This is a genomic window from Xenorhabdus khoisanae (genome assembly GCF_001037465.1).
GTDB lineage: Bacteria > Pseudomonadota > Gammaproteobacteria > Enterobacterales > Enterobacteriaceae > Xenorhabdus > Xenorhabdus khoisanae.
On record NZ_LFCV01000058.1, the window covers coordinates 1 to 21267 of the forward strand.

Annotated in this window: 22 protein-coding genes and 2 tRNA genes; 9 read left to right on the plus strand and 15 right to left on the minus strand. The window is 42.1% G+C overall.

Annotation, left to right across the window (positions count from 1 at the left end; all coding sequences use genetic code 11):
• Positions 1 to 283: 283 nt before the first annotated feature.
• Genes bioD through bioB form a run of 4 tightly spaced genes read right to left on the minus strand, consistent with a single transcriptional unit; the run spans position 284 to position 3905 of the window.
• Complete coding sequence (bioD, locus tag AB204_RS09655) at positions 284 to 967, minus strand: dethiobiotin synthase (RefSeq protein WP_047963173.1); 684 nt, start codon at positions 965 to 967, stop codon at positions 284 to 286.
• A complete protein-coding gene (gene bioC, locus AB204_RS09660) occupies positions 957 to 1730 on the minus strand; it encodes a malonyl-ACP O-methyltransferase BioC (protein ID WP_047963174.1) in 774 nt (257 codons plus the stop codon). The genes bioD and bioC overlap by 11 nt, the downstream gene beginning before the upstream one ends.
• On the minus strand, positions 1714 to 2865 hold the full coding sequence (gene bioF, locus AB204_RS09665; RefSeq protein ID WP_047963208.1) for an 8-amino-7-oxononanoate synthase: 1152 nt from the start codon (positions 2863 to 2865) through the stop codon (positions 1714 to 1716). Before bioF ends, bioC begins: the two co-directional genes overlap by 17 nt.
• Positions 2865 to 3905, minus strand: coding sequence for a biotin synthase BioB (gene bioB / locus AB204_RS09670; RefSeq protein WP_047963209.1), 1041 nt, complete (start codon positions 3903 to 3905; stop codon positions 2865 to 2867). Before bioB ends, bioF begins: the two co-directional genes overlap by 1 nt.
• Before the next feature lie 96 nt (positions 3906 to 4001).
• Here bioB and bioA point away from each other — a divergent pair, with 96 nt between their 5' ends.
• From bioA to AB204_RS09685, 3 genes are all read left to right on the plus strand, one after another.
• Positions 4002 to 5270 carry an adenosylmethionine--8-amino-7-oxononanoate transaminase gene (bioA, locus tag AB204_RS09675; RefSeq protein WP_047963175.1) on the plus strand — a complete coding sequence of 423 codons (1269 nt, stop codon included), beginning with the start codon at positions 4002 to 4004 and terminating at the stop codon, positions 5268 to 5270.
• A gap of 387 nt (positions 5271 to 5657) precedes the next feature.
• Positions 5658 to 6227 carry a hypothetical protein gene (locus AB204_RS09680; RefSeq protein WP_047963176.1) on the plus strand — a complete coding sequence of 190 codons (570 nt, stop codon included), beginning with the start codon at positions 5658 to 5660 and terminating at the stop codon, positions 6225 to 6227.
• Positions 6228 to 6445: 218 nt separating this feature from the next.
• Positions 6446 to 7018, plus strand: a complete 573-nt coding sequence (locus AB204_RS09685; protein WP_047963177.1) for a hypothetical protein — start codon at positions 6446 to 6448, stop codon at positions 7016 to 7018.
• A 225-nt stretch (positions 7019 to 7243) separates the two neighbouring features.
• On the opposite strand, the gene pgl is transcribed toward AB204_RS09685, so the two are convergent.
• Entirely contained in the window at positions 7244 to 8230 is a 987-nt protein-coding gene (gene pgl, locus AB204_RS09690; protein ID WP_047963178.1) for a 6-phosphogluconolactonase, read from the minus strand.
• A 148-nt stretch (positions 8231 to 8378) separates the two neighbouring features.
• Between pgl and AB204_RS09695 the strand changes: the two genes are divergently transcribed.
• On the plus strand, positions 8379 to 9194 hold the full coding sequence (locus AB204_RS09695; RefSeq protein WP_047963179.1) for a pyridoxal phosphatase: 816 nt from the start codon (positions 8379 to 8381) through the stop codon (positions 9192 to 9194).
• Between the two features lie 83 nt (positions 9195 to 9277).
• On the opposite strand, the gene modC is transcribed toward AB204_RS09695, so the two are convergent.
• From modC to modA, 3 genes are read right to left on the minus strand one after another with little or no spacing between them, the layout of a single operon-like run.
• A complete protein-coding gene (gene modC / locus AB204_RS09700; protein ID WP_047963180.1) occupies positions 9278 to 10342 on the minus strand; it encodes a molybdenum ABC transporter ATP-binding protein ModC in 1065 nt (354 codons plus the stop codon).
• Positions 10336 to 11028: a molybdate ABC transporter permease subunit gene (gene modB, locus AB204_RS09705; protein ID WP_047963181.1), complete on the minus strand. Its 693-nt coding sequence runs from the start codon at positions 11026 to 11028 to the stop codon at positions 10336 to 10338. The genes modC and modB overlap by 7 nt, the downstream gene beginning before the upstream one ends.
• A 17-nt stretch (positions 11029 to 11045) precedes the next feature.
• Positions 11046 to 11816, minus strand: coding sequence for a molybdate ABC transporter substrate-binding protein (modA, locus tag AB204_RS09710; protein ID WP_047963182.1), 771 nt, complete (start codon positions 11814 to 11816; stop codon positions 11046 to 11048).
• A 123-nt stretch (positions 11817 to 11939) separates the two neighbouring features.
• Between modA and AB204_RS22740 the strand changes: the two genes are divergently transcribed.
• The gene (locus tag AB204_RS22740) at positions 11940 to 12080 is read left to right on the plus strand and encodes a hypothetical protein (protein ID WP_161796554.1); all 141 of its coding nucleotides are present in this window, start codon (positions 11940 to 11942) and stop codon (positions 12078 to 12080) included.
• Positions 12081 to 12268: 188 nt separating this feature from the next.
• Here the strand turns inward: AB204_RS22740 and AB204_RS21370 are convergent, their stop codons facing one another.
• Entirely contained in the window at positions 12269 to 12409 is a 141-nt protein-coding gene (locus AB204_RS21370) for an AcrZ family multidrug efflux pump-associated protein (RefSeq protein WP_072061422.1), read from the minus strand.
• Between the two features lie 132 nt (positions 12410 to 12541).
• Between AB204_RS21370 and modE the strand changes: the two genes are divergently transcribed.
• The 4 genes from modE to gpmA all read left to right on the plus strand — a co-directional run bounded on the left by modE (position 12542) and on the right by gpmA (position 17092).
• Positions 12542 to 13333, plus strand: coding sequence for a molybdenum-dependent transcriptional regulator (gene modE / locus AB204_RS09715; protein ID WP_047963183.1), 792 nt, complete (start codon positions 12542 to 12544; stop codon positions 13331 to 13333).
• Positions 13334 to 13549: 216 nt separating this feature from the next.
• Positions 13550 to 15034 (plus strand): molybdate ABC transporter ATP-binding protein ModF, encoded by a 1485-nt coding sequence (gene modF, locus AB204_RS09720; protein WP_047963184.1) that lies wholly within the window; start codon positions 13550 to 13552, stop codon positions 15032 to 15034.
• A gap of 199 nt (positions 15035 to 15233) precedes the next feature.
• A complete protein-coding gene (locus AB204_RS09725; protein WP_047963185.1) occupies positions 15234 to 16061 on the plus strand; it encodes a CPBP family intramembrane glutamic endopeptidase in 828 nt (275 codons plus the stop codon).
• A gap of 278 nt (positions 16062 to 16339) precedes the next feature.
• Entirely contained in the window at positions 16340 to 17092 is a 753-nt protein-coding gene (gene gpmA / locus AB204_RS09730) for a 2,3-diphosphoglycerate-dependent phosphoglycerate mutase (protein ID WP_047963186.1), read from the plus strand.
• A 118-nt stretch (positions 17093 to 17210) separates the two neighbouring features.
• On the opposite strand, the gene aroG is transcribed toward gpmA, so the two are convergent.
• The 6 genes from aroG to pal all read right to left on the minus strand — a co-directional run bounded on the left by aroG (position 17211) and on the right by pal (position 21259).
• Positions 17211 to 18263 (minus strand): 3-deoxy-7-phosphoheptulonate synthase AroG, encoded by a 1053-nt coding sequence (aroG, locus tag AB204_RS09735; protein WP_047963187.1) that lies wholly within the window; start codon positions 18261 to 18263, stop codon positions 17211 to 17213.
• A 269-nt stretch (positions 18264 to 18532) separates the two neighbouring features.
• Positions 18533 to 19234 carry a nicotinamide riboside transporter PnuC gene (gene pnuC / locus AB204_RS09740; RefSeq protein ID WP_047963188.1) on the minus strand — a complete coding sequence of 234 codons (702 nt, stop codon included), beginning with the start codon at positions 19232 to 19234 and terminating at the stop codon, positions 18533 to 18535.
• 393 nt (positions 19235 to 19627) lie between these two features.
• A tRNA-Lys gene (locus AB204_RS09745) sits at positions 19628 to 19703 on the minus strand.
• A 31-nt stretch (positions 19704 to 19734) separates the two neighbouring features.
• A tRNA-Lys gene (locus AB204_RS09750) sits at positions 19735 to 19810 on the minus strand.
• A 156-nt stretch (positions 19811 to 19966) separates the two neighbouring features.
• Complete coding sequence (gene cpoB / locus AB204_RS09755) at positions 19967 to 20743, minus strand: cell division protein CpoB (protein ID WP_047963189.1); 777 nt, start codon at positions 20741 to 20743, stop codon at positions 19967 to 19969.
• Positions 20744 to 20752: 9 nt separating this feature from the next.
• A complete protein-coding gene (gene pal, locus AB204_RS09760; protein ID WP_047963190.1) occupies positions 20753 to 21259 on the minus strand; it encodes a peptidoglycan-associated lipoprotein Pal in 507 nt (168 codons plus the stop codon).
• Positions 21260 to 21267 lie beyond the last annotated feature (8 nt).

Sequence of the window (21267 nt, forward strand, 5' to 3'; positions counted from 1 at the left end):
GTATTATCTTGCGTCGGCATACTTGTCTAAAACTAATACACAGGGTTATCCACAGGAATAGTGGATAACTCAGCAAACCCTATTGGGCATGGGAGGTTGCGGAGTTATCCTTGTTTATAAAATTCTCCAATAATGGAAAATTTTTATTCTATTTTAAAACTGAGTTGCACTATTTTTGAGCAAAAAATAGCGCAATCATTGTTGAAATAAGGCATTTTTTATATAGAGAAACTAAATTTAACCTCTCTCCAGACGAGGATTTTAACTAACGCAAAGTAAACAATTAGTTAACCAATGCATTAATGTTTATGTATTCACCTGCGTTATTATTATTAATTGATTCACCCAGATGAGGAATAACCCCCAACAAAGGTGCAGGTATCATACGTTCCAGCGTTTCCAAATACGCTGACTGGCGTTTACCCGCTGGTTCGATTTCATTAGCAACCCAACCTGCCAATTTCAGTCCTGAATGCTGAATTGCTTTTGCTGTCAATACTGCATGGTTGATACAGCCTAACTTGACACCCACAGTCAAAATTACGGGTAAATTCTCCTGAATCACCCAATCAGCAAAGGTCGTATTTTCCGATAATGGCGTATACCATCCCCCCGCCCCTTCAATTAAAACCCAGTCAGATTTTGCCGCCAATACTTCCAATCCCTTTGATAATATTGAAAAATAAATGGGTTGGTTTAATTCGGCGCTTACGATATGGGGCGATGTAGGCTCCACAAATACCAAAGGATTCACTTCCTGATAAGTTAATGGCACAACACTATTACGCTGTAAAGCCAAGGCATCACCATTACGTATCCCTTCAGTTGTTACTTCACTCCCCGATGCGACCGGTTTATAGCCTGCTGTTTGATATCCCTTTTTATTCGCCGCTTGCAGTAAAGCGCAACTAACCACTGTTTTACCTACTTCAGTATCAGTTCCGGTAAGAAAATATTTACTTGTCACAATGAATGACTCCAAAAGCAATTTGATAACTTAATGGGTAGTTACCATTATTCCGTGGATATGCCTCATCAAGAGCATTTAGGCGTTTTCTGGTCATTAATCCCTGCTGACGTCCATGATGAAGATGCGTTGCACCGATTCCTTTCAAAGAATTCAGTAAAGGCAGGAGCTGTGAATAATGCTGACGATATTGCCGTTGAATAACGTTATGTCGGTACGGTTGACATGCTTGTGTAATGGCTTTCAATGGCAAAAATTGATTAGTGTGCCGATAATCGTCTACCCGCTCCCACGCTGTTTCCAGTTCATGCAGCGAACCTTGTACGAGCGTGGAAAATACGATAAGTCCACCGGGACAGGTAACACGATAAAGCTCCTGCAAGGCACATGACAAATCATTGCACCACTGTACTGCCAGATTGCTGAAACAGATATCTACGCTGTTGCCGGCCAAGCCCAAGTGTTCAATATCCCCTTGCAGATAGTAATCAGCCACTTGCTGTTCCTGAGCATGGTTCAACATACCGGAAGCCAAATCCAACGCGATGACTTGTTTGCCTTGCTGTTTCCAACGGGCACTGAAAAAACCCGTTCCGCAACCCGCATCTAATACCCGCATACCGATATCTTCCGCCTGCGCCAGCGTCATCAGGTATTCACCCGTTTGCTGTTGCAGTTTAGCCACTGTGTCATACTTGGAAGCTGCACGCCCAAAAGCACCGGCAATGGCGTGCTTATTAACGGATTTAACAGCCAGATCCATACAATGCCTCTAGTAATACATCAATATCCTGTTGGGTATGACTTGCCGTCAGTGTAATACGCAGGCGGGCACTTTCCGGAGCAACAGTGGGAGGCAGTATCGCCGTAACCCACACATTTTTCTGTCTGAGCGAATGAGATAATTCGATACAGCGTTGGTTATCGCCTACAATTAGCGGCTGAATCGCTGTTTCTGAATCCATCAGAGCAAGAGGTAAGTGCCGGGCTTCATGGCGAAAGTATTGAATGTTGTTGTGCAACATTTGACGCAGTTCATCCCCGGCCCTGATTTGTTGTACCGTTTCAGAGAGAGCAACTGCCTGCGCCGGTGGCATTGAAGTACTGTAAATCAGGTGTCGAGCGTATTGGAGCAAGTACTCTGCGGTTTGCTCATCACACAAGATTGCCGCGCCGCTCAGTCCAAATGCTTTGCCAAAGGTGACGACCAGAATTTCCGGTTTGACATTTTTCGCCCAGCAACTGCCGCGTCCTTCCTCTCCCTGAATACCAATACCGTGGGCATCATCCACCATCAGCCAACTCTTTGCAGAACTTGCTTGCTGAACAATAGCCTCAAGCGGGGCGCAATCTCCATCCATGCTAAAAATGCCTTCCGTTACCACCAGCGTTTTACCTGTGCACTTTTTTTCCAGATGCTGTTTCAACGAATTCACATCATTATGTAAAAAACGTCGTAGCTGTGCGGGCGAGTGCATAGCCGCTTCCATCAAAGAGGCATGGCTGAGGCGATCAGCAATAATGCGATCATTTTTTTCCATCAAAGCCGTAATCACACCTTGGTTGGCGGCATAACCAGAAATAAACAGCAAGGCGCGAGAGTAGCCCAACCATTCGGCTAATTGCTGTTCTAATGTGTAATGCGCTGTTGTGTAACCCGTGACATGCCCCGAGCCTCCACTGCCCACACCATATTGCTCTGCGCCTTTCTGCCATGCAGCAATAATCTGAGGATGCCGGCTCAATCCAAGATAATCGTTACTGGAGAAATTAAGATATTGACCATCTGGGGTGGATAATAAGCGTCCATCAGAACCCAGATGGACTTGTCTGCCACGCCATAAAGAGGTAGCCCGGCGTTCGGCCAAACGTCGGGAGAGTGAATCTGACCAGTTCATCATATTGCCGCATTGTAGAATTGTTCGTTATCAGCACTATTAAAAATGGCTTCAGCCAAGTTTTGTTGCTGCTGATTGTCACCAAATGCCGTCTTTGTCTGTTGAGGGTTAATACCCAACCGGCGGAATAACTGGAGATCTTTATCTTCATCTGGATTTGGCGTGGTCAGCAATTTACAGCCGTAGAAAATGGAATTGGCCCCCGCCATAAAGCACATGGCCTGAGTTTGCTCGTTCATCTGTTCACGTCCTGCGGATAAACGGACATGCGATTTCGGCATCATAATTCTCGCTATGGCAATGGTACGGATAAAGTCAAAAGGATCGACATCTTCGTTGTTTTCCATTGGCGTGCCTTTCACTTTTACCAGCATATTGATAGGCACACTTTCCGGTGGCTTCGGTAAATTTGCCAGTTGTACCAATAATGCGGCCCGGTCACGTATCTGTTCGCCCAGACCTACAATACCGCCTGAGCAAACTTTAATGCCTGCATCCCGGACATTATCCAATGTATCCAGCCTGTCCTGATAACTGCGGGTCGTGATGATATTGCCGTAAAACTCTGGTGAGGTGTCTAAGTTATGGTTATAGTAATCCAGACCTGCCTCTGCCAAACGCTGTGCCTGAGAGTGATTCAGCATTCCCAAAGTCATGCAGGTTTCCATTCCCAATGCTTTGACTTCCTTAACCATTTTTTCCAGATACGGCATATCACGTTCATGCGGGTTCTTCCAGGCAGCCCCCATACAGAAGCGGGTGGAGCCAGCATTTTTAGCTTTATGCGCGGATTCAATGACTTTTTCCACTTCCATCAACCGCTCTTTTTCCAAACCCGTTTTATAGCGGGAACTTTGTGGACAGTATTTGCAATCTTCGGGACAAGCGCCGGTTTTTATTGACAGTAATGTACTGACTTGTACCTGTTGTGGATCAAAATGTTCGCGGTGTATTTGCTGTGCCTGAAATAACAACTCAAAAAAAGGTTTATCAAACAAATCCTGTGCCTGCTTGATAGTCCATTGTTGACGCTCGCTCACAATAACATCTCCAATATGAAAAAATATTGCCAGTTTAAATAACGCCGTTATCATGTCAACCAAAACTAACGACCACAGGTTTACAAGTAATTTGTTATGAATCCTTCAGATATTGAATTTGACCTGCGCCATATTTGGCATCCCTATACATCTATGACCCATCCACTTCCTACCTATCCTGTTGTATCTGCGACAGGTGTGGAACTGGTTTTATCAGATGGACGCAAGCTCATTGATGGTATGTCTTCATGGTGGGCAGCTATTCACGGCTATAATCATCCTGTACTCAATGAGGCCGCAAAATCGCAGATCGATAAGATGTCCCATGTTATGTTTGGCGGCATTACCCATCCTCCTGCGGTGGAACTGTGTAAACAATTAGTGGCGATGACGCCTGATTCTCTGGAATGTGTTTTTTTGGCTGATTCAGGCTCTGTTGCTGTCGAAGTTGCCCTAAAAATGGCCTTGCAATACTGGCAGGCCAAAGGGAAAAAACGCCAGCGCTTTTTGACACTGCGTCATGGTTATCATGGCGATACCTTTGGTGCTATGTCTGTCTGTGATCCCGATAATTCCATGCATAACCTATATAAAGGTTATCTGCCAAACCATCTATTCGCTGATGCGCCTCAATGCCAGTTCGGTGATAAATGGCAGCCAGAAGATATCGATTCTTTTAAACGATTATTGTTGCAATATCATGATGAAATCGCCGCCGTGGTTCTGGAGCCAATTGTTCAGGGGGCAGGTGGAATGCGGATTTATCATCCGGAATATCTGCGTCAAGTTCGCCAGCTCTGTGATGAATATCAGATCCTGCTGATTGCAGATGAGATAGCGACTGGATTTGGACGAACAGGTAAATTATTTGCCTGTGAACATGCACAGATCGAGCCGGATATTTTATGTTTAGGCAAGGCGTTGACGGGAGGATATATGACATTATCAGCAACACTGACAACTCGTCATGTCGCTGAAACTATTAGTCAAGGTGAAGCGGGTTGTTTTATGCATGGCCCAACTTTTATGGGGAATCCACTCGCATGTGCTGTCGCCAGTGCCAACCTCAAATTACTCTCCGATAGCCCGTGGCAACAACATATTCAGTCCATTGAAACTCAATTAAAAGCGGAATTAATTCCGTTAAGATCACATAGTGCAGTCGAAAATGTGCGGATATTGGGTGCTATCGGCGTTGTTGAAATGAAACTCCCTGTTGATGTGGCTTCACTACAACGCCATTTTGTTCAACATGGCGTATGGATCAGGCCATTTGGCCGGTTAATTTATTTAATGCCACCTTATATTATTCAGCCGGAACAACTGTCAAGGCTGACAAATGCGATCACCAATTCGGTGAGTTAAAGATAATAACCAATATTGGCTGTAACAGCAGTTTATTGAATAACGAAATATATACCCAATAGATTTTGAGTTGCATAACGGCGGTAGAAAACAAATCCTCGGGATCATAGAAAATTTATATGATTGTGGTGAGTGGATACCGCCCAATTGACCACATAGAAAACAATAATGTTTCGTAAACAAAAAATAATTGCGTTCTCTTAGAACACTAAAAAGTTATTAAGATAAACTTGGTTGATAACCATTAATAATGAGCCAATAAGTACTTTATATCACTTACCCAGGATTTTCATGATATATTCAAGGAAATAACTTTCTCCATGAAATTATTCTACATAATACTTACTTAAGAAACAAAAATATTTTAAAAGGAAAGAGGAATCAACCATGAATAAAGAAGAATTAGCTCTCCCCGACATGGAAGACATGCAAAAGGCATTTGAAGTATCTAAAAAAATATATAAAGATCAACAATCTCACTATGAAAGTGTTTCAAAAGAAAAACCTGAATTAGCACATCTATTTACTATGCACCCCAAAATGATTTCGCTATGTGGTTATGGCAATGGGCTGTCAGAATATATTAGTGGTTATTTTAATATTAATACATATCGACAGTGCGGAAATTATCCGTTTATTCAATTATCTTCTTTTGCTACAATCGGAAATGCTCCCAACTATGGACAAAGAGTAAATTTCAACGGGTATATTCAGGGTGGGTATGATATGCCTGAAGTTCATTTTGAAAATCTTTTCCTTGGTGGAGTCGTGCAAAACATTCAATCCATTATCAATGCCCCACTAAATTTTCAACTATTTATTAATCCAGAAAATGTTATTTTGCGCCTTTTTGAATGGAATATTTATTTAGGTGATTTAGTTACTATATATCAACATAACTTCCAAGCTCCTATGCCCATTGAATTTTCAGGCACGGGTTCTTTTACTTTTGCGTAATATCAATTAGCCGCGCCAAAACAGCGCGGCTCAGTAATCCCTTTGATAATTTAACTCGCCTTTCTGATAAAAAATAAAAGTACGTTACTACATCCTCTAAAAACACTCACTGACAAATATTAGTTACCAACTTCCGGTGCATTAGGCCACCTAAAAATAAATTTTCTGATATATTCAATCTAGAAATTACATTCATTGAAATAAAACAGGAGCATATTATGAATAATGAAAATTTAATTAATCCTTCTAACGAAGAAATGCAGGTTATATTTGAACAATCTAAAAATAGCTATGAGAAAGAAATTTCACATTATGAAGCTCTGGTGAAAGAAAAGCCTGAGTTAGCCCATCTGTTTGCAGAGAATCTTAAGGAAGAGTCTTTAACCTCTCCTGTACGATTACAAACAGAGTTTATTAGTGGGCTTTTTAATATTAATACCTACCATCAATATGGAAGTTATCCCTTTATCCAAGTATCATCTTATCCTGCTATAATTGGACAAGATCCTAATACAGGGAAAAGAACGAATTTTAATGGTTATATTTATGGTGGATATAATACGCCACTGATAAATTTTAATAATATTCATCTTGGTGGGGTTGTAAAAAACACTCAATCTATTGTAAATGTGCCACTCAACTTCCAACTTTATATTTATCCAAGAAATATTGCCCTGCGTCTACTTAGCGGAAATATCTATTTAGGCGATTTGTACTCTATGGCTCAGAATCATATATTGATCACATACCCTATTGTTTTATCAGGGGTTGGGACTTTTAACTTGATTTAAGTGAAAACTGTATTAATGCATCATCCTAGAATCAATCATCTATTTGATGAAAAATAGACTTTGATCTTCAGTTTTTAATTTTCAGCTCTTAATTTGTAGTACTGAGGCAAAGGAATATCTCCCCAGTCATACAGTTAATTGTGTGACTGGGGGAAATTAATCACAACTTACGTTCATAAATATTGCAATAAAAACTTGCCGCGCCCAAGATAGCGCGGCTCAGGTTTACAATGCTAATACCGTTACCCACATCGGGCCTTTGCCAACCGGATAACGCGCCAGTTGAGTGAGTTCTCCCGAATATTTGTCAATGCGTGATACTGAAATATGATCTGATTTTTGTCCTGATGCAATGAGGAAATTACCACTGTGATCAATGGCAAAACCACGCGGTTGGGTTTCTGTTGGGTAATGTCCGGCCAATGTCAGGTGATAACCCTCTTCTGATACAAGGAAATGGCTGATCAGGCTCTCTGAACGTTCACTGGTATAGAGATGGCGGCCATCCGGTGTAATGTGAATATCAGCCGACCAACGAACACTGGAAAAATCCGTTGGCAGTGAATCAACCGATTGCACAATGCGATATTTTTCCCATTTATGCAAAACATCAACGGTTGAATCCAACTCATTAATGCAATAAATCGCCTGTTTTTCAGGATGGAAAGCCATATGACGCGGGCCTGCGCCTGCTGCTGCGGTGATTTTATCAGCCCTGCTTTCTGTCAGGTAACCTTGCTTATCCAAATTGAAAACACGGATATGATCTTCTTTCAGGCATGGAACCAGTAGTTGGCGATTTTCCCGATCAATATTAGCAGAATGCGGCGCTTGCAAACCTTCTACAACTTGAATCGGAGCCTTGACGATACCGTTTTCATCAATCGGATGAACACTTAAGTTATTGAAACTGTAAGAAGCAGAAAATAAAAAACGCCCTGCTCTGTCGGTTGAGATATGCGTCGGGCTACCCGGCAATGGGGCAATCGCCTGCTGTTCAAGGCATCCATCTTCCCCGATGATATAAGTTACTATGCTGAATTGGGGGCGAATTCCCACATATAAGTGTTTGCCAACAGAATGAACCACCATCGGCTGTACTTCACCGGGTGCATTTACTGTCTGAAGAAGCGAAAGTTCTCCTGCTGTATTAAGCGACCATACGTGAATTTGCCGGCTATTCGGGCTGGCTGTATAAACCACCTGTTTCATTTTCTCTCCTTAATGCTTCATTACCATTTCATTGATCTGTAATGACTCTTGAAAACTTTTGTCTGTTAAACTGCTCACATAACAGTTCAACTATTTTTGGCTACTGTATAATATTTGCTTACACCATAGATAACTAAGAGGCTAACTCATGTCATATCGCGTTATCGCGCTGGATCTAGATGGAACATTGCTCGATCCACAAAAACGTATTCTGCCAGAATCACTGAGCGCCCTGAATGAAGCCCGACAATCTGGTATCAAGGTTTTAATTGTTACTGGTCGCCATCATGTCGCCATCCATCCTTTCTATCAAGCGCTACAACTCGATACTCCTGCAATTTGCTGTAATGGGGCTTATTCATATGACTACCCTGAAAAGAAAGTCTTAGCTTCGAATCCCCTTTCTGCTCAAGAAACCATTCAAGCTCTTTCTTATCTGCAAGGCACGGAAATTGAGCATTTGATGTATGTTGATGATGCCATTTTATATCAATTTCCCCATACTGTAGCCCGAACCCTTGCATGGTCAGACTCTTTGCCTGAACATCAACGTCCCAATCTCCAGCAAGCCAGTAGTTTTCAGGATGCAATTCAGAATGTTAATTTTATCTGGAAATTTGCCACTAACTCTTCAAATTTAGTGAAACTACGTGAGATCAGCGAACAAATTGCAGAAAACGTGGGCCTTGAGTGCGAGTGGTCATGGTTTGACCAAGTTGATATTGCCAAAAAAGGTAACAGTAAAGGAATGCGTTTACAGCAATGGGTGGAATCCCAAGGCATGAGTATGAAAGATGTGGTTGCTTTCGGTGATAATTATAATGATCTTAGTATGCTGGAAACTGCCGGACTTGGCGTTGCCATGGGGAATGGCGTTGATGCAGTCAAAGAGCGGGCAGATCTTGTCACACAGGATAATACCCAACCCGGCATCGCTGAAGTCATTCGGAAATATGTACTTTAATTGCCCTTAGCATCAATGGGAGCAATGAGAACAATGGGAGCGAACCAGCCATGAATTATTCCCGACTGCGCTCCCCGGATATTTTATAAGTGACGATTTAGCGAAACACTCTTTATCTGCGCATACAACCATTGCCCTGCGCGCAGGTTAAGCTCTTCCTGCGCCCAAGAGGTAATTCTCGCCCACAAGAAATGCTCACTCAACGCCAATTTGACATCAACCTGCCCGCCGTCTTCAAAAAACTCGATGACTTTTACCTGCAAGGTGTTACGAATGCTACTTACTTTTGGTGGTTCCAAAACTAAGGAAATATCTGACGCATCAATACGAATGTGTAAATCAGTTCCCGGAGCGGCATCAATTTGGGGTAGCCAAAGGACTTTATCAGCCGCTGCCACGGCAGTCATTTGATAACGCTGATGATGTTCCATCACAGACACTTTCAGTATGCTGCTCAGGCTCTCTTTTTGTAGCCACGGACGCAATGCACTACTTGACCAAACATCTGCTAATGTGCCCGTCGCCCTGACTTTTCCTTTATCCATGACAATCACGTTATCCGCCAAACGCAAAATTTCATCCAAACTATGGCTGACATAGAGGATCGGAATTCTGACATCTTCGGACAGTTTTTCGAGATAAGGTAATAATTCACGCTTACGTGGTAAATCCAGTGAAGCTAATGGTTCATCCATGAGCAAGATTTCAGGGGCAGTCAGCAATGCACGACCAATCGCTACCCGCTGTTTTTCTCCGCCAGATAATGTGGCAGGAAAACGTGACAGCAAGTGCTCAATGCCTAATAAGTCAATGATGCTGTCAAACTGTGGTTTCATTTCCGGTGCCATGCCATATTGTAAGTTGCCTTTCACCCGATAGTGAGGGAACAAACGTGCCTCCTGAAAAACATACCCAATCCGGCGCTTTTCTGCCGGCAGACAAATATTTTGCTCCGTATCCACTAAGGTACGACCATTTAAGACAATTCGGCCTTTTTGTGGTTGAGTCAATCCCGCAATGACATTAATCAATGAGGTTTTTCCCGCTCCCGAAAGACCAAATATGGCAGTGATGCTTTCAGTCGGCAAAGTGGTATCAACCTGCATGTGCAGTTCACCCAAACGCTGCTCAAAATCCAGTTCTAACATGCAGCCCCCAGACGTTTTCTACCCCAACGTGTCAACCACTCGGAAAGCATCAATGAAACCAGAGCCAATACAATAGCCACCACACATAAACGTGCTGCTGCTGTTTCAGCACCGGGCGTTTCTATCAATGTATACATGGCAAGAGGAATGGTTCGGGTTTCCCCCGGTATATTCGAAACAAAAGTGATGGTCGCACCAAATTCTCCCAACGAACGGGCAAATGCCAGCACCGCACCAACAATGATGCCCGGTAATGACAACGGCAAGGTAATGGTGAAAAAAACTTTAAGTGGACTCGCCCCCAATGTCCGAGCAGCTTGCTCCAGACGCCTGTCTATACTCTCCAGTGACAACCGAATAGCTCTGACCATCAGCGGAAAAGCCACCACAGCCGAAGCTAGTGCCGCTCCCGTCCAGTTAAATGCAAAACTGACGCCAAACCAATCATAAAGGAATTCACCAATCACTCCACGACGCCCCATGCTGATGAGCAGCACGTATCCCACCACCACTGGCGGTAATACCAGTGGCAGATGGATAATGCTGTCAAGCAGGGACTTACCAAAAAACTGACAACGAGCCAACATCCATGCCATAAAGATCCCGAATGGCAAACTGAATAACACGGCAATACCTGAGATTTTTAAGCTCAGTAAAATAGCCTGCCATTCATATTCACTTAACATCTCCAAAAGATCAGTTCCTACAGTGGACTAAAGCCATAACGTTTAAAAATTTCAGCGGCTTCAGGGGTTTTAAGGTAGTCATAAAAATCACGTACAGCTTGTTTTTCATGGCCTTTGATTATCACGATCGGGTATTCCACCGGTTTGTGACTTTCTGGTGGAAATACACCCACAACTTTCACTTTTTTGCTGGCAACTGCATCAGATCCGTAAACAATACCCAGTGGTGCTTCTGCCCGCTCCACCAGCGCCATACCACTGCGCACGTTGTTGGTACGAGCCATCAGTGGGTTCACCATATCCCATGCTTTCAAATATTGCAGTGATTCCTTGGCATATATACCGACAGGCACATGATCAGGATCACCGACCGCTAAGCGACCACCTGCCAGCAAGGATTTCCATTTTGTTTCCTTATTGATATCGATTTTTTCCAACTTACTCTCTTTAGGGGCAATCAAGACAAGCTGATTACCCAACAAAGTATGGCGGGTATCCTCAGCAATTAATTGTTTACCAGAGACGTAATTCATCCATTGTTGATCGGCAGAAATAAAGATATCGGCAGGTGCTCCCTGTTCTATCTGACGTGCCAATGTTGAAGATGAAGCGTAGGAAGCAACAATATCTCCTTGTTTTTCTTTCTTATATTGCGCAGCAATATCGTCAAGTGCGTTAGTCAATGAAGCGGCAGCAAAAACTGTCACTTTATCTGTTGCCCAAACGTTTCCAACCAGTGCAAAAGAAACTACGACACCAGTCAGCAGCTGATAAACTTTCTTTTTCATTTTATATTCACTCAGAGAATCAATATGGTGCGTTGTATATAACAAGATATAACGTCAAATGAAAATGCTATTCTGGTATTAATCGGCAAGTTGTGAGCCAGTTTTAGCTTTTGCATTAATTTAATGCAAAATATCATAATTGCTAACGTGTACCCGCAACAGGGTGCATTTACTGAAAAAGGCATAACTAAACAACGGTTACTGACAATTGCTGGCTTAGGCTGGAGTTTGATGCTCTGGATGTCGGTATCCCTGGATCGCTGATGGTAGGCTATCTGGTGGCTGTGGCGGTGGTGATTGGGTGGGGGAAAGAAACGCGTCAAATGGATCTTATGCCGTAATTAAAAAAACAAACCCTGTTATTTTAAACGGGGTTTGTCAGCGGCCTGAACCCAGAATATACAAATCTATGGGAAAAACCAGATAGTAGAAATACGGTAATTAACGCAAAATTACTGTTCAATACCTTTCTTTTCGCTTTTGGAAATGAGGTTAAACAATTCCCCCAGCCCATAGATCAATCCCATAATTACTACCGTCACAACAGGAATCATGACCAGTGCGAGTCCCATACTTTTAATCAATTCAAGCATACAAACCTCATATCATAAATGACCACTATCCAGTCATTCTAGACAATAAAAAAGTAACAGTAACCGACGAAACGTGCGATTCTTATCGTTATCCTATAAAAACTCTCAAATATTTGCCCGAAATGAATCACTATGCAAGCCGAAATATTGTTAACACTGAAATTGCAGCAACGCCTGTTTGCTGATCCACGACGAATCGAGCTGCTTAAACAGATTAAAATCACCGGTTCTATCAGTCAGGGCGCAAAGCAAGCGGGAATAAGTTATAAAAGTGCTTGGGATGCCATCAATGAAATGAATCAACTCGCAGATGAAGTATTGGTAGAACGTGCCACAGGCGGGAAAGGGGGGGGTGGAGCCATACTTACACACTATGGCGAACGTCTATTACAACTTTATGATCTGCTGGCAAAAATTCAACAAAAAGCATTTGATGTCCTTAAAGAGGATTCGCTGCCCTTAGATAGTCTGCTTGCCGCCATTTCTCGATTTTCATTACAAACCAGTGCCCGAAACCAATTTTTTGGCAAAATTCTTGAGCGCAACCATGAAAATATCCAACAACACGTCCGAGTCCTGCTGGAAGATGGAAAAACATCAATCTATGCTGCTTTAACGGAACAGAGCGCAAATCGATTAAATTTAGTGACAGGAAAAGAAGTTCTGGTGTTGATTAAAGCTCCGTGGATAACCTTAACTAAAGAGCCTCTCTCCTCCGTTTCATACGATAATGCCCTACCCAGCCAAATCAGCCACATTGAAACAGGAACAGAACACAGTGAAGTTATTCTGACGCTCAATGGCGGTGAATCTCTTTGTGTTACATTGCCTGATCAGGAAATGGAACGCCTGAAACTTCAACCAAATGATCTTGTCACCGCACTTTTCAATGCTGATAAAGTGATTATTGCAACTCTGTGCTGACTACTTGTTAATCCCTTATCTCCCCTGATAAACCGCCTGTCAGGGGAATTTCAATTCTTTTTCTCTTCAGCAAGACAATATTCAACAGAGCCTCACAATAGATTTCAAAAATCATTACCCCTTAACTATTAACAGACAACTACACATTGACATTGACCATCATTACGCTTATTTCTGATTATCCTTTAGTTGATGTTGCTTAAATAAGGAAGAAGAATGTCTGAATTGCAAATAACGCAAGGTAGTTTCCGTTTAAGTGACACCCGTACTCTGCGGCTACCGTCACTGAAAATTATTTCTGGGGAAAATTGGGCCTTTGTTGGCGCAAATGGCAGTGGAAAATCTTCATTGGCGCGCGCTCTGTCAGATGAATTAATTCAACTGGCAGGTGAACGTTATTGCTCATTTCATACACCAGTACGCCTCTCTTTCGAACAATTGCAAAAACTCATCGACGAAGAGTGGCAACGAAACAATACTGATTTACTCAGTGAAGGCGAGGAAGATACTGGGCGCACTGCCGCAGATATCATTCAGCTTTATCATAAAGACAATGAGTTATGCCTTGAATTGACCAAGTATTTCGGTATTAAAGATCTGCTCTCGCGACGTTTCAAATACCTCTCAACCGGGGAAGTCCGCAAAGTTTTGCTTTGTCAGGCATTGATGGCTGATCCTGATTTATTGATCCTTGATGAACCCTTTGACGGGTTGGATGCTTATGCACGAGGTCAACTTTCCCAATTATTGGAATCACTGGTAGCAAAAGGCATTACTTTAGTTTTGATCTTAACCCGATTCCATGAAATCCCTGATTTTGTCGAACAAATCGGTGTATTGGCAGACTGTCACCTGACTTTAGCCGGAGAAAAACAAAGTATTTTGGCAGAATCTCTTATAGCCCAGTTAGCACACAGTGAAGAGCTGAAAAATATTCATCTTCCCGAAACAGATGAATACCGTGCGGATGAGCAACTTCCAACCGATCAACCATTAGTTTCAATGCGTAATGTTATTGTCCAGTATAATGACAAACCCATTTTGCACGACCTGAACTGGCAAGTGAATCCTAATGAGCACTGGCAGGTCATTGGTGAAAATGGTGCCGGCAAATCGACCCTACTCAGTTTGATTACAGGTGATCACCCTCAAGGTTATAGTAATGAGTTAATATTATTTGGTCGGCAACGAGGAAGTGGTGAAACCATTTGGGACATTAAACGCCACATTGGTTATGTCAGTAACAGTATCCATTTAGAGTACCGCGTCAGCATCAGTGTCAGAAATGTCATCCTTTCTGGTTTTTTTGACTCGATAGGGCTATATCAGGCAGTTTCAGATCGGCAACAACAACTGGCTGATGAATGGCTGGATTTACTGGGATTATCTGGGGAAACAGCAACCAGCCCATTCCACAGCCTGTCATGGGGGCAACAGCGGCTCGTTTTAATTGCCCGCGCTTTAGTGAAACACCCTGCCTTACTGATTCTGGATGAGCCATTACAAGGGCTTGATCCCCTAAACCGTCAACTGGTTTTGCGCTTCATTGATATCATGATCGCCAATGGGGATACGCAGCTTTTGTTTGTTTCTCATCATCAGGAAGATGCGCCAGAATGCATTACTCATCGTCTTAGGTTTATTCCTGATGGTGATATTTACCGATATGAAACCGACAATATTTTCCAAGAAGCTCTGTAGTCCCTTTCTTTTCTTATACCGTGAGCCTTCTCTGTGAGAGAAGGCTCCGGTGTTATCCCGCCGACCAATGATTTTGTAAAATCAAATACTATTTTTTGATATTTTTATTATTATTTTTGAATTTTTTAACGATTGCTATAAAATCACCGCCTATTTTTAGACTATTGCATTGTTTTTTTCAAAGATAATAGGGAATTATATGGCTTGGGCATTACTTGCCGTTTCATTGGCGCTTTTGAATAGTCGCCAGAAAATTGCTTTTTTCATCGCGTTCTTGGCTATCATTGCTGGAATCAGCACTAACGTGATTACCTACCCCGCTATAATCACACTAACAGTGATTACCATCTTGGGTGTAGCACACATTTACTGCAAAAAACATTTTGTTCTTAGCACTGTTATAGAGATGGTATTAGTCATCTCTGGTATTTTGCTGTTTATACATTACCTTCCGGGTTTCCATAACCTCAAGTATCTGGACAAAGTACAGGCAGGCCCGCTAAGTGCACCTTTCTCGATGTACTTCAACTTTGACAAGGCACTGCTACCATTCATCCTATTATTCTGCTTGCCCACGTTGTTTACCCGGAAACCTGTGGTTAATGCGCCCTCACATGGATGGGCGTTATTAATTGCAGCTATTCCGGCATTATTGTGGCTTGCAACCGTGTTAGGTGGATTGTCCGTTGAACTCCATCTACCCAGCTGGTTTCCTGCTTTTGTTCTTGCTAACCTTTTCTTTGTTTCTCTTGCTGAAGAAGCACTGTTCCGTGGCTATATTCAACAAAAATTGAGCCAGTGGATGAGTCCTTATTTAGCGCTGATTATCACCTCCCTGCTTTTTGGTGCAGCTCACTTTGCGGGTGGCGGCTTGATGATGATTTTCGCGACATTGGCTGGATTAATTTATGGCGTAGCATGGATGTGGAGTGGTCGTTTATGGGTAGCTGTTGCTTTCCATTTTTCACTCAATCTGATGCATCTGTTGTTTTTCACCTATCCGATAAAAGCAGTGGTCATACACTAAGCTGAATTTTACTTGATCTGAATTGTCATCCCCATTACAGGGATGCAATTCTGATCAAAACAATTTTGCTCAAAGCAATTTTACTCAAAACAACTCAGATCAAACATTCTTTTCCTCTCCTAAACAAATAAGTCGCTGTCGTTACTATCACCAAATATGATTTAAAACAGGAGTTACGAGACTATTGTTTGCCGTTTTGGTCTTTCGCGCCATATAATGCCCGCAGCGATCATTTCAATTTCATTTCGTATTAAAAAGTACTGATAGGAGTTTAAGCTATGGCTGTAACTAAACTGGTTCTTGTAAGGCACGGAGAGAGCGAGTGGAACAAAGAGAACCGTTTTACTGGCTGGACTGACGTTGAATTGTCTGACAAAGGCCGCTCTGAAGCACAACAAGCAGGTCAATTGTTGAAACAAGAAGGTTTCGCTTTTGATTTTGCCTACACTTCTGTTTTAAAACGTGCCATTCACACTCTGTGGAATATTTTGGACCAAGTCGATCAGCAATGGCTGCCAGTTGAAAAAAGCTGGAAACTGAATGAACGTCACTATGGCGCATTGCAAGGTCTGGATAAAGCAGAAACGGCTGCTAAATATGGTGATGATCAAGTTAAATTGTGGCGTCGTGGTTTTGCTATCACTCCTCCTGATTTGACCAAAGATGACGAACGTTACCCTGGCCATGATCCTCGCTATGCAAATTTGAAACCAGAAGAACTCCCAGTTACAGAAAGCCTGGCAACCACCATTGAGCGTGTTGTTCCTTATTGGGAAGAAGTGATCAAACCTCGCGTAGAGAAAGGTGAAAAAGTCATCATTGCTGCTCACGGTAACTCTTTGCGTGCGCTGGTGAAATACTTGGATAATATGGGCGAAGAAGAAATTCTTGAGCTGAATATTCCAACTGCTGTGCCACTGGTTTATGAATTTGATGAAAACATGAAACCTATCAAGCACTATTATCTGGGCAATGCTGACGAAATCGCAGCAAAAGCTGCGGCTGTAGCAAACCAAGGTAAAGCGAAGTAATCTTCTAAGATTCAAGCAAAGACAGCACTAAGCAAATAATGTTGAAAAATAGTGTTAAAAAATTTAGTGGAAAGCCGGAATAATCTCCGGCTTTTTTATGATATTTTTTCGTGATGAATTAGCTTCTGCGGCTCTGAATAGCCTGAGATAGCTGGCGAAGTAACGTTTCCGTATCTTCCCAACCAATGCATGCATCTGTCACACTTTGACCATAAACCAAAGGCTCGCCGCTATCCAAATCTTGGTTCCCCTCGACCAGATGACTTTCAACCATCACGCCAATAATCGCATTTTCGCCATCTGCGATTTGACCACACACATCTGCTCCCACATCCATTTGTCTCTTGAATTGCTTGGCGCTATTTGCATGACTGAAATCAATCATCACACGAGGAGGCAGCCCTGCTTTCGCCAATCCTTCCTTAACAGCACTGACATGTTTGGCACTGTAATTCGGCTCTTTACCACCGCGGAGAATAATATGGCAATCGTGGTTACCTGTTGTATTGACAATCGCAGAGTGTCCCCATTTCGTGACAGATAAGAAACAATGCGATGAACCAGCGGAATTAATGGCATCAATAGCGACTTTAATTGTACCGTCCGTGCCATTTTTAAAACCAACCGGGCAAGAAAGCCCAGATGCTAACTCACGATGAACCTGAGATTCTGTTGTACGTGCACCTATCGCGCCCCAGCTCATGAGATCTGCCAAGTACTGAGGTGTAATCATATCAAGAAATTCACCCGCCGCTGGCAACCCCATATCATTAATACTGAGCAGCAGTTTACGGGCCATACGTAATCCATCATTAATATCAAAGCTACAATCCATGTTCGGATCATTAATCAATCCTTTCCAGCCGATGGTTGTACGAGGCTTTTCAAAGTAAACCCGCATAACGATTTCCAAATCAGCTTTAAGCTCTTCACGCAATTTATTCAAGCGATTTGCATATTCTAAAGCGGCTTGTGGATCATGAATTGAACATGGGCCAATCACTACCAATAGACGATCATCTTCACCAATTAAAATATTATGAATAGATTCACGTGCCTTACGAACAGTAACAGCACTATCTTCTGTCGCAGGAAATTTTTCGAGTAATGCAACTGGTGGTAGTAATTCCGTTATTTTTCTTATTCTTATATCGTCATTCTGGTAGTTCATTGTCCTTTCACCTAATGTGTTTACAGTTATCTGAAATAATTTTGTGATCTCAATCTAACTGTTAGGCGTGGTGCTGTAAATAATCTTTGTGAGTAAAAAGAGGATACTGTTTCTGTAGAAACAGTTATTTAATGTAAAAATAATGTTAACTCAGATAATTGAACTAATTAGAAGGGAATAATTTATGGTAAAAAACCAAATAACAGGCCATAAGCAGATTGATTACCTATGACCTGTTATTAGGGCTAATTTAAATTTTATTTAAGCAACTATCCGTCATGTTTAGCTGCCTTAATCCATAGATGTGCGCCATTCAATGCAATACCCGTCAAAATAATATATTGCAACGACATCGCCAAAACGCCTTGATGATAATAAATCACCACGCTGATGACATTGATAATTACCCATATCAGCCAGTTTTCCACATGCTTACGGGTCATCAGTATCATTGCCACTATCGATAATACTGTCATTACTGAATCCCAGAATGGGAAAGCATCAGGCTGCAAGTCAGGCATAATAATACTGAAACCTATGCCCTGTAAGGCAAGAACTACAATTTTTGCCATATAGCCAAAGATTTGATCGATATTGAACGTCATAATCAATATAGCCAGTATACAAGCTGTAGCAACCATGATCATCTGTTTGGGTTTAAGCCAACGAATTTTAAGCTCTACTTGTTTTTGATCATTAACCCGGCTCCAGGCATACCAGCCGTAGATATTAGCAGCGAAGAAAAAGATTTGTAGGATGAGGCTGGCGTAGAGTTGAATTTGGAAGAAGATTACAGCAAATAGTGAAACATTAATTAACCCAAATACATAATTGATGATTTTCTCCTGACTAGCGAGCCAGATACATAATAAGCCCGCTATCGTACCTATCGCTTCAATATATGAAAGGTTATAACCACCTGTTCCTAATGGGATGTGTACTAATATGTTATTAATGTTGAAAAAATCCATGCTTTCTTATCCTTACCATAAGTTATGTTTAGTATATCTATACAACAAACGTCAAATTACAAGATAAATTAGCTATTTTTCTTTTTGGTGTTTTGCATACTAAACAAGATAGCGGATTTATAAATAAGATTCAACAAACACTTAACCACCTTCCATGCAGTACGCTTTTAATACAAGTAATACCGCGTTACTACATATGGAAGGGTTTATAAACAGGCAACAAGAATCGGTAGCATTACGTAAGATCTCACCGAGTGGGATAATAGAAGCAGAGGATTATGAACGAAAAGAAGATGGGAGATATATTAAAATTAAGATAGTTAGCCGAGCTACTAATTGGTAGATAATAAAACTTTTTGGCTATAAGAAATTTATTTTAGACTATTATTCAGATGGTGGGTCGTGCAGGATTCGAACCTGCGACCAATTGATTAAAAGTCAACTGCTCTACCGACTGAGCTAACGACCCATCTAAGAAATGCTTGGTTTGAGGATTTAAATGGTGGGTCGTGCAGGATTCGAACCTGCGACCAATTGATTAAAAGTCAACTGCTCTACCGACTGAGCTAACGACCCATTTAAATCTGCTTGGCAGTTATCCCTGCCAACGGCGGCATATATTACTGATTTCTCAGCGCGGTGCAACGTTTATTTTAAAAAACTTATTTGAGTGCCTACTAATCAGACAATTATCCCCAAAAAGACCGATAAGTGACCTTTCGGGGATAATTATTACATCCCAGAAAGCTTTTTTTCAGCCATTTTAGCCGCATTAGTACCGGAATATTGCTTAACAACTTGCTGATAAACCGCTTTCGCTTTAGCCTTCTGCCCTTTTTCCTGCATAATTAAACCAACTTTATACAGGGAATCACTGCTTTTTTGTGACTTAGGATAATCTTTCACGACAGTAGCAAAATAATACGCCGCGTCGTCTTTCTTACCTTTGTTGTAATTCAACTGCCCTAACCAATAATTAGCATTCGACGAATATTTGGACTTAGGATAGGCTTTGACGAAATTTTGGAATGCAGCAATCGCCTTATCATACTCTTTAGTGTTAATCGCCAAAGAGGCAGCAGCATCATAATCCCCTTTCTCACTTCCCGTACTCGCTGGCGCAGCAGACTGTTTATTCTCGGTTTGTGTCGAAGAGGTGGCGTTATTACTTTCTGAATTTGAACCTTCCGTACCTGATGGATTAGTAATCTTATCCAACTGGAGATAAAGATCTTTCTGGCGTTCAATGACCTGATTTAACTGATATTGGTTTTCCTGAATCTGACCACGGAGTGTATCGATATCACGTTGAGAATCAGAAAGTTGCTGCTGGAGCTGAGTTAATAATTGACTGTGAGCGTCAGAAATACGCTCTAATTGGGAGAGGCGCTCATCGGTGGAGCCTGAGCCTACATTACTGATTGGCGCTCGGGCAGTAGCGGCCCAAGGAGCCGCTACGCCAACCAATAACGACAGACCCAACACATAACGTCTGAAGTTACTGTTCATGCATTACTCTTAGTATACGACTACAGCACGACGGTTTTTCGCGTATGCTGCTTCGTCATGGCCAAGTACAGCTGGTTTTTCTTTACCGTAAGAAACGATAGCGAGTTGATCAGCAGAAACGCCTTTGCCTTGCAGGTACATTTTCACTGCACTCGCACGACGCTCACCCAGAGCGATGTTGTACTCTGGAGTACCACGTTCGTCCGCATGACCTTCGATAGTGACTTTAACAGATGGGTTAGTGCGTAGGAATGCTGCATGTGCATCCAGCATCTGAGCAAATTCGCTGTTGATGTCGTACTTATCGAAACCGAAGTATACGATATTATTGTTTTGCAGCTCTTGCATCTGCTGACGTGCTAATTCTTCAGCAGACAGGCCTGTTGCTTTAGAAGAATTATCAACAGTGCCTACACCAGACTGATCATTATTGCCATTTTTGGTAGTATTACACGCTGCTACGGCCATGATTGGTAAAACTAACATCAGCCCTTTTAGCACTTTGTTCAGTTGCATCTCTTTGA

Bases quoted from the DNA above. Each gene is read 5' to 3' on its own strand.
- AB204_RS21370 (WP_072061422.1), bottom strand. From the start codon at position 12,409: ATGCTTGAATTGATTAAAAGTATGGGACTCGCACTGGTCATGATTCCT.
- pnuC (WP_047963188.1), bottom strand. From the start codon at position 19,234: ATGGATTTTTTCAACATTAATAACATATTAGTACACATCCCATTAGGA.
- gpmA (WP_047963186.1), top strand. From the start codon at position 16,340: ATGGCTGTAACTAAACTGGTTCTTGTAAGGCACGGAGAGAGCGAGTGG.
- AB204_RS09685 (WP_047963177.1), top strand. From the start codon at position 6,446: ATGAATAATGAAAATTTAATTAATCCTTCTAACGAAGAAATGCAGGTT.
- modE (WP_047963183.1), top strand. From the start codon at position 12,542: ATGCAAGCCGAAATATTGTTAACACTGAAATTGCAGCAACGCCTGTTT.
- pgl (WP_047963178.1), bottom strand. From the start codon at position 8,230: ATGAAACAGGTGGTTTATACAGCCAGCCCGAATAGCCGGCAAATTCAC.
- bioC (WP_047963174.1), bottom strand. From the start codon at position 1,730: ATGGATCTGGCTGTTAAATCCGTTAATAAGCACGCCATTGCCGGTGCT.
- bioA (WP_047963175.1), top strand. From the start codon at position 4,002: ATGAATCCTTCAGATATTGAATTTGACCTGCGCCATATTTGGCATCCC.
- AB204_RS09695 (WP_047963179.1), top strand. From the start codon at position 8,379: ATGTCATATCGCGTTATCGCGCTGGATCTAGATGGAACATTGCTCGAT.
- bioF (WP_047963208.1), bottom strand. From the start codon at position 2,865: ATGAACTGGTCAGATTCACTCTCCCGACGTTTGGCCGAACGCCGGGCT.
- modA (WP_047963182.1), bottom strand. From the start codon at position 11,816: ATGAAAAAGAAAGTTTATCAGCTGCTGACTGGTGTCGTAGTTTCTTTT.
- pal (WP_047963190.1), bottom strand. From the start codon at position 21,259: ATGCAACTGAACAAAGTGCTAAAAGGGCTGATGTTAGTTTTACCAATC.
- modF (WP_047963184.1), top strand. From the start codon at position 13,550: ATGTCTGAATTGCAAATAACGCAAGGTAGTTTCCGTTTAAGTGACACC.
- aroG (WP_047963187.1), bottom strand. From the start codon at position 18,263: ATGAACTACCAGAATGACGATATAAGAATAAGAAAAATAACGGAATTA.
- modC (WP_047963180.1), bottom strand. From the start codon at position 10,342: ATGTTAGAACTGGATTTTGAGCAGCGTTTGGGTGAACTGCACATGCAG.
- AB204_RS09680 (WP_047963176.1), top strand. From the start codon at position 5,658: ATGAATAAAGAAGAATTAGCTCTCCCCGACATGGAAGACATGCAAAAG.
- modB (WP_047963181.1), bottom strand. From the start codon at position 11,028: ATGTTAAGTGAATATGAATGGCAGGCTATTTTACTGAGCTTAAAAATC.
- cpoB (WP_047963189.1), bottom strand. From the start codon at position 20,743: ATGAACAGTAACTTCAGACGTTATGTGTTGGGTCTGTCGTTATTGGTT.
- AB204_RS22740 (WP_161796554.1), top strand. From the start codon at position 11,940: ATGCAAAATATCATAATTGCTAACGTGTACCCGCAACAGGGTGCATTT.
- AB204_RS09725 (WP_047963185.1), top strand. From the start codon at position 15,234: ATGGCTTGGGCATTACTTGCCGTTTCATTGGCGCTTTTGAATAGTCGC.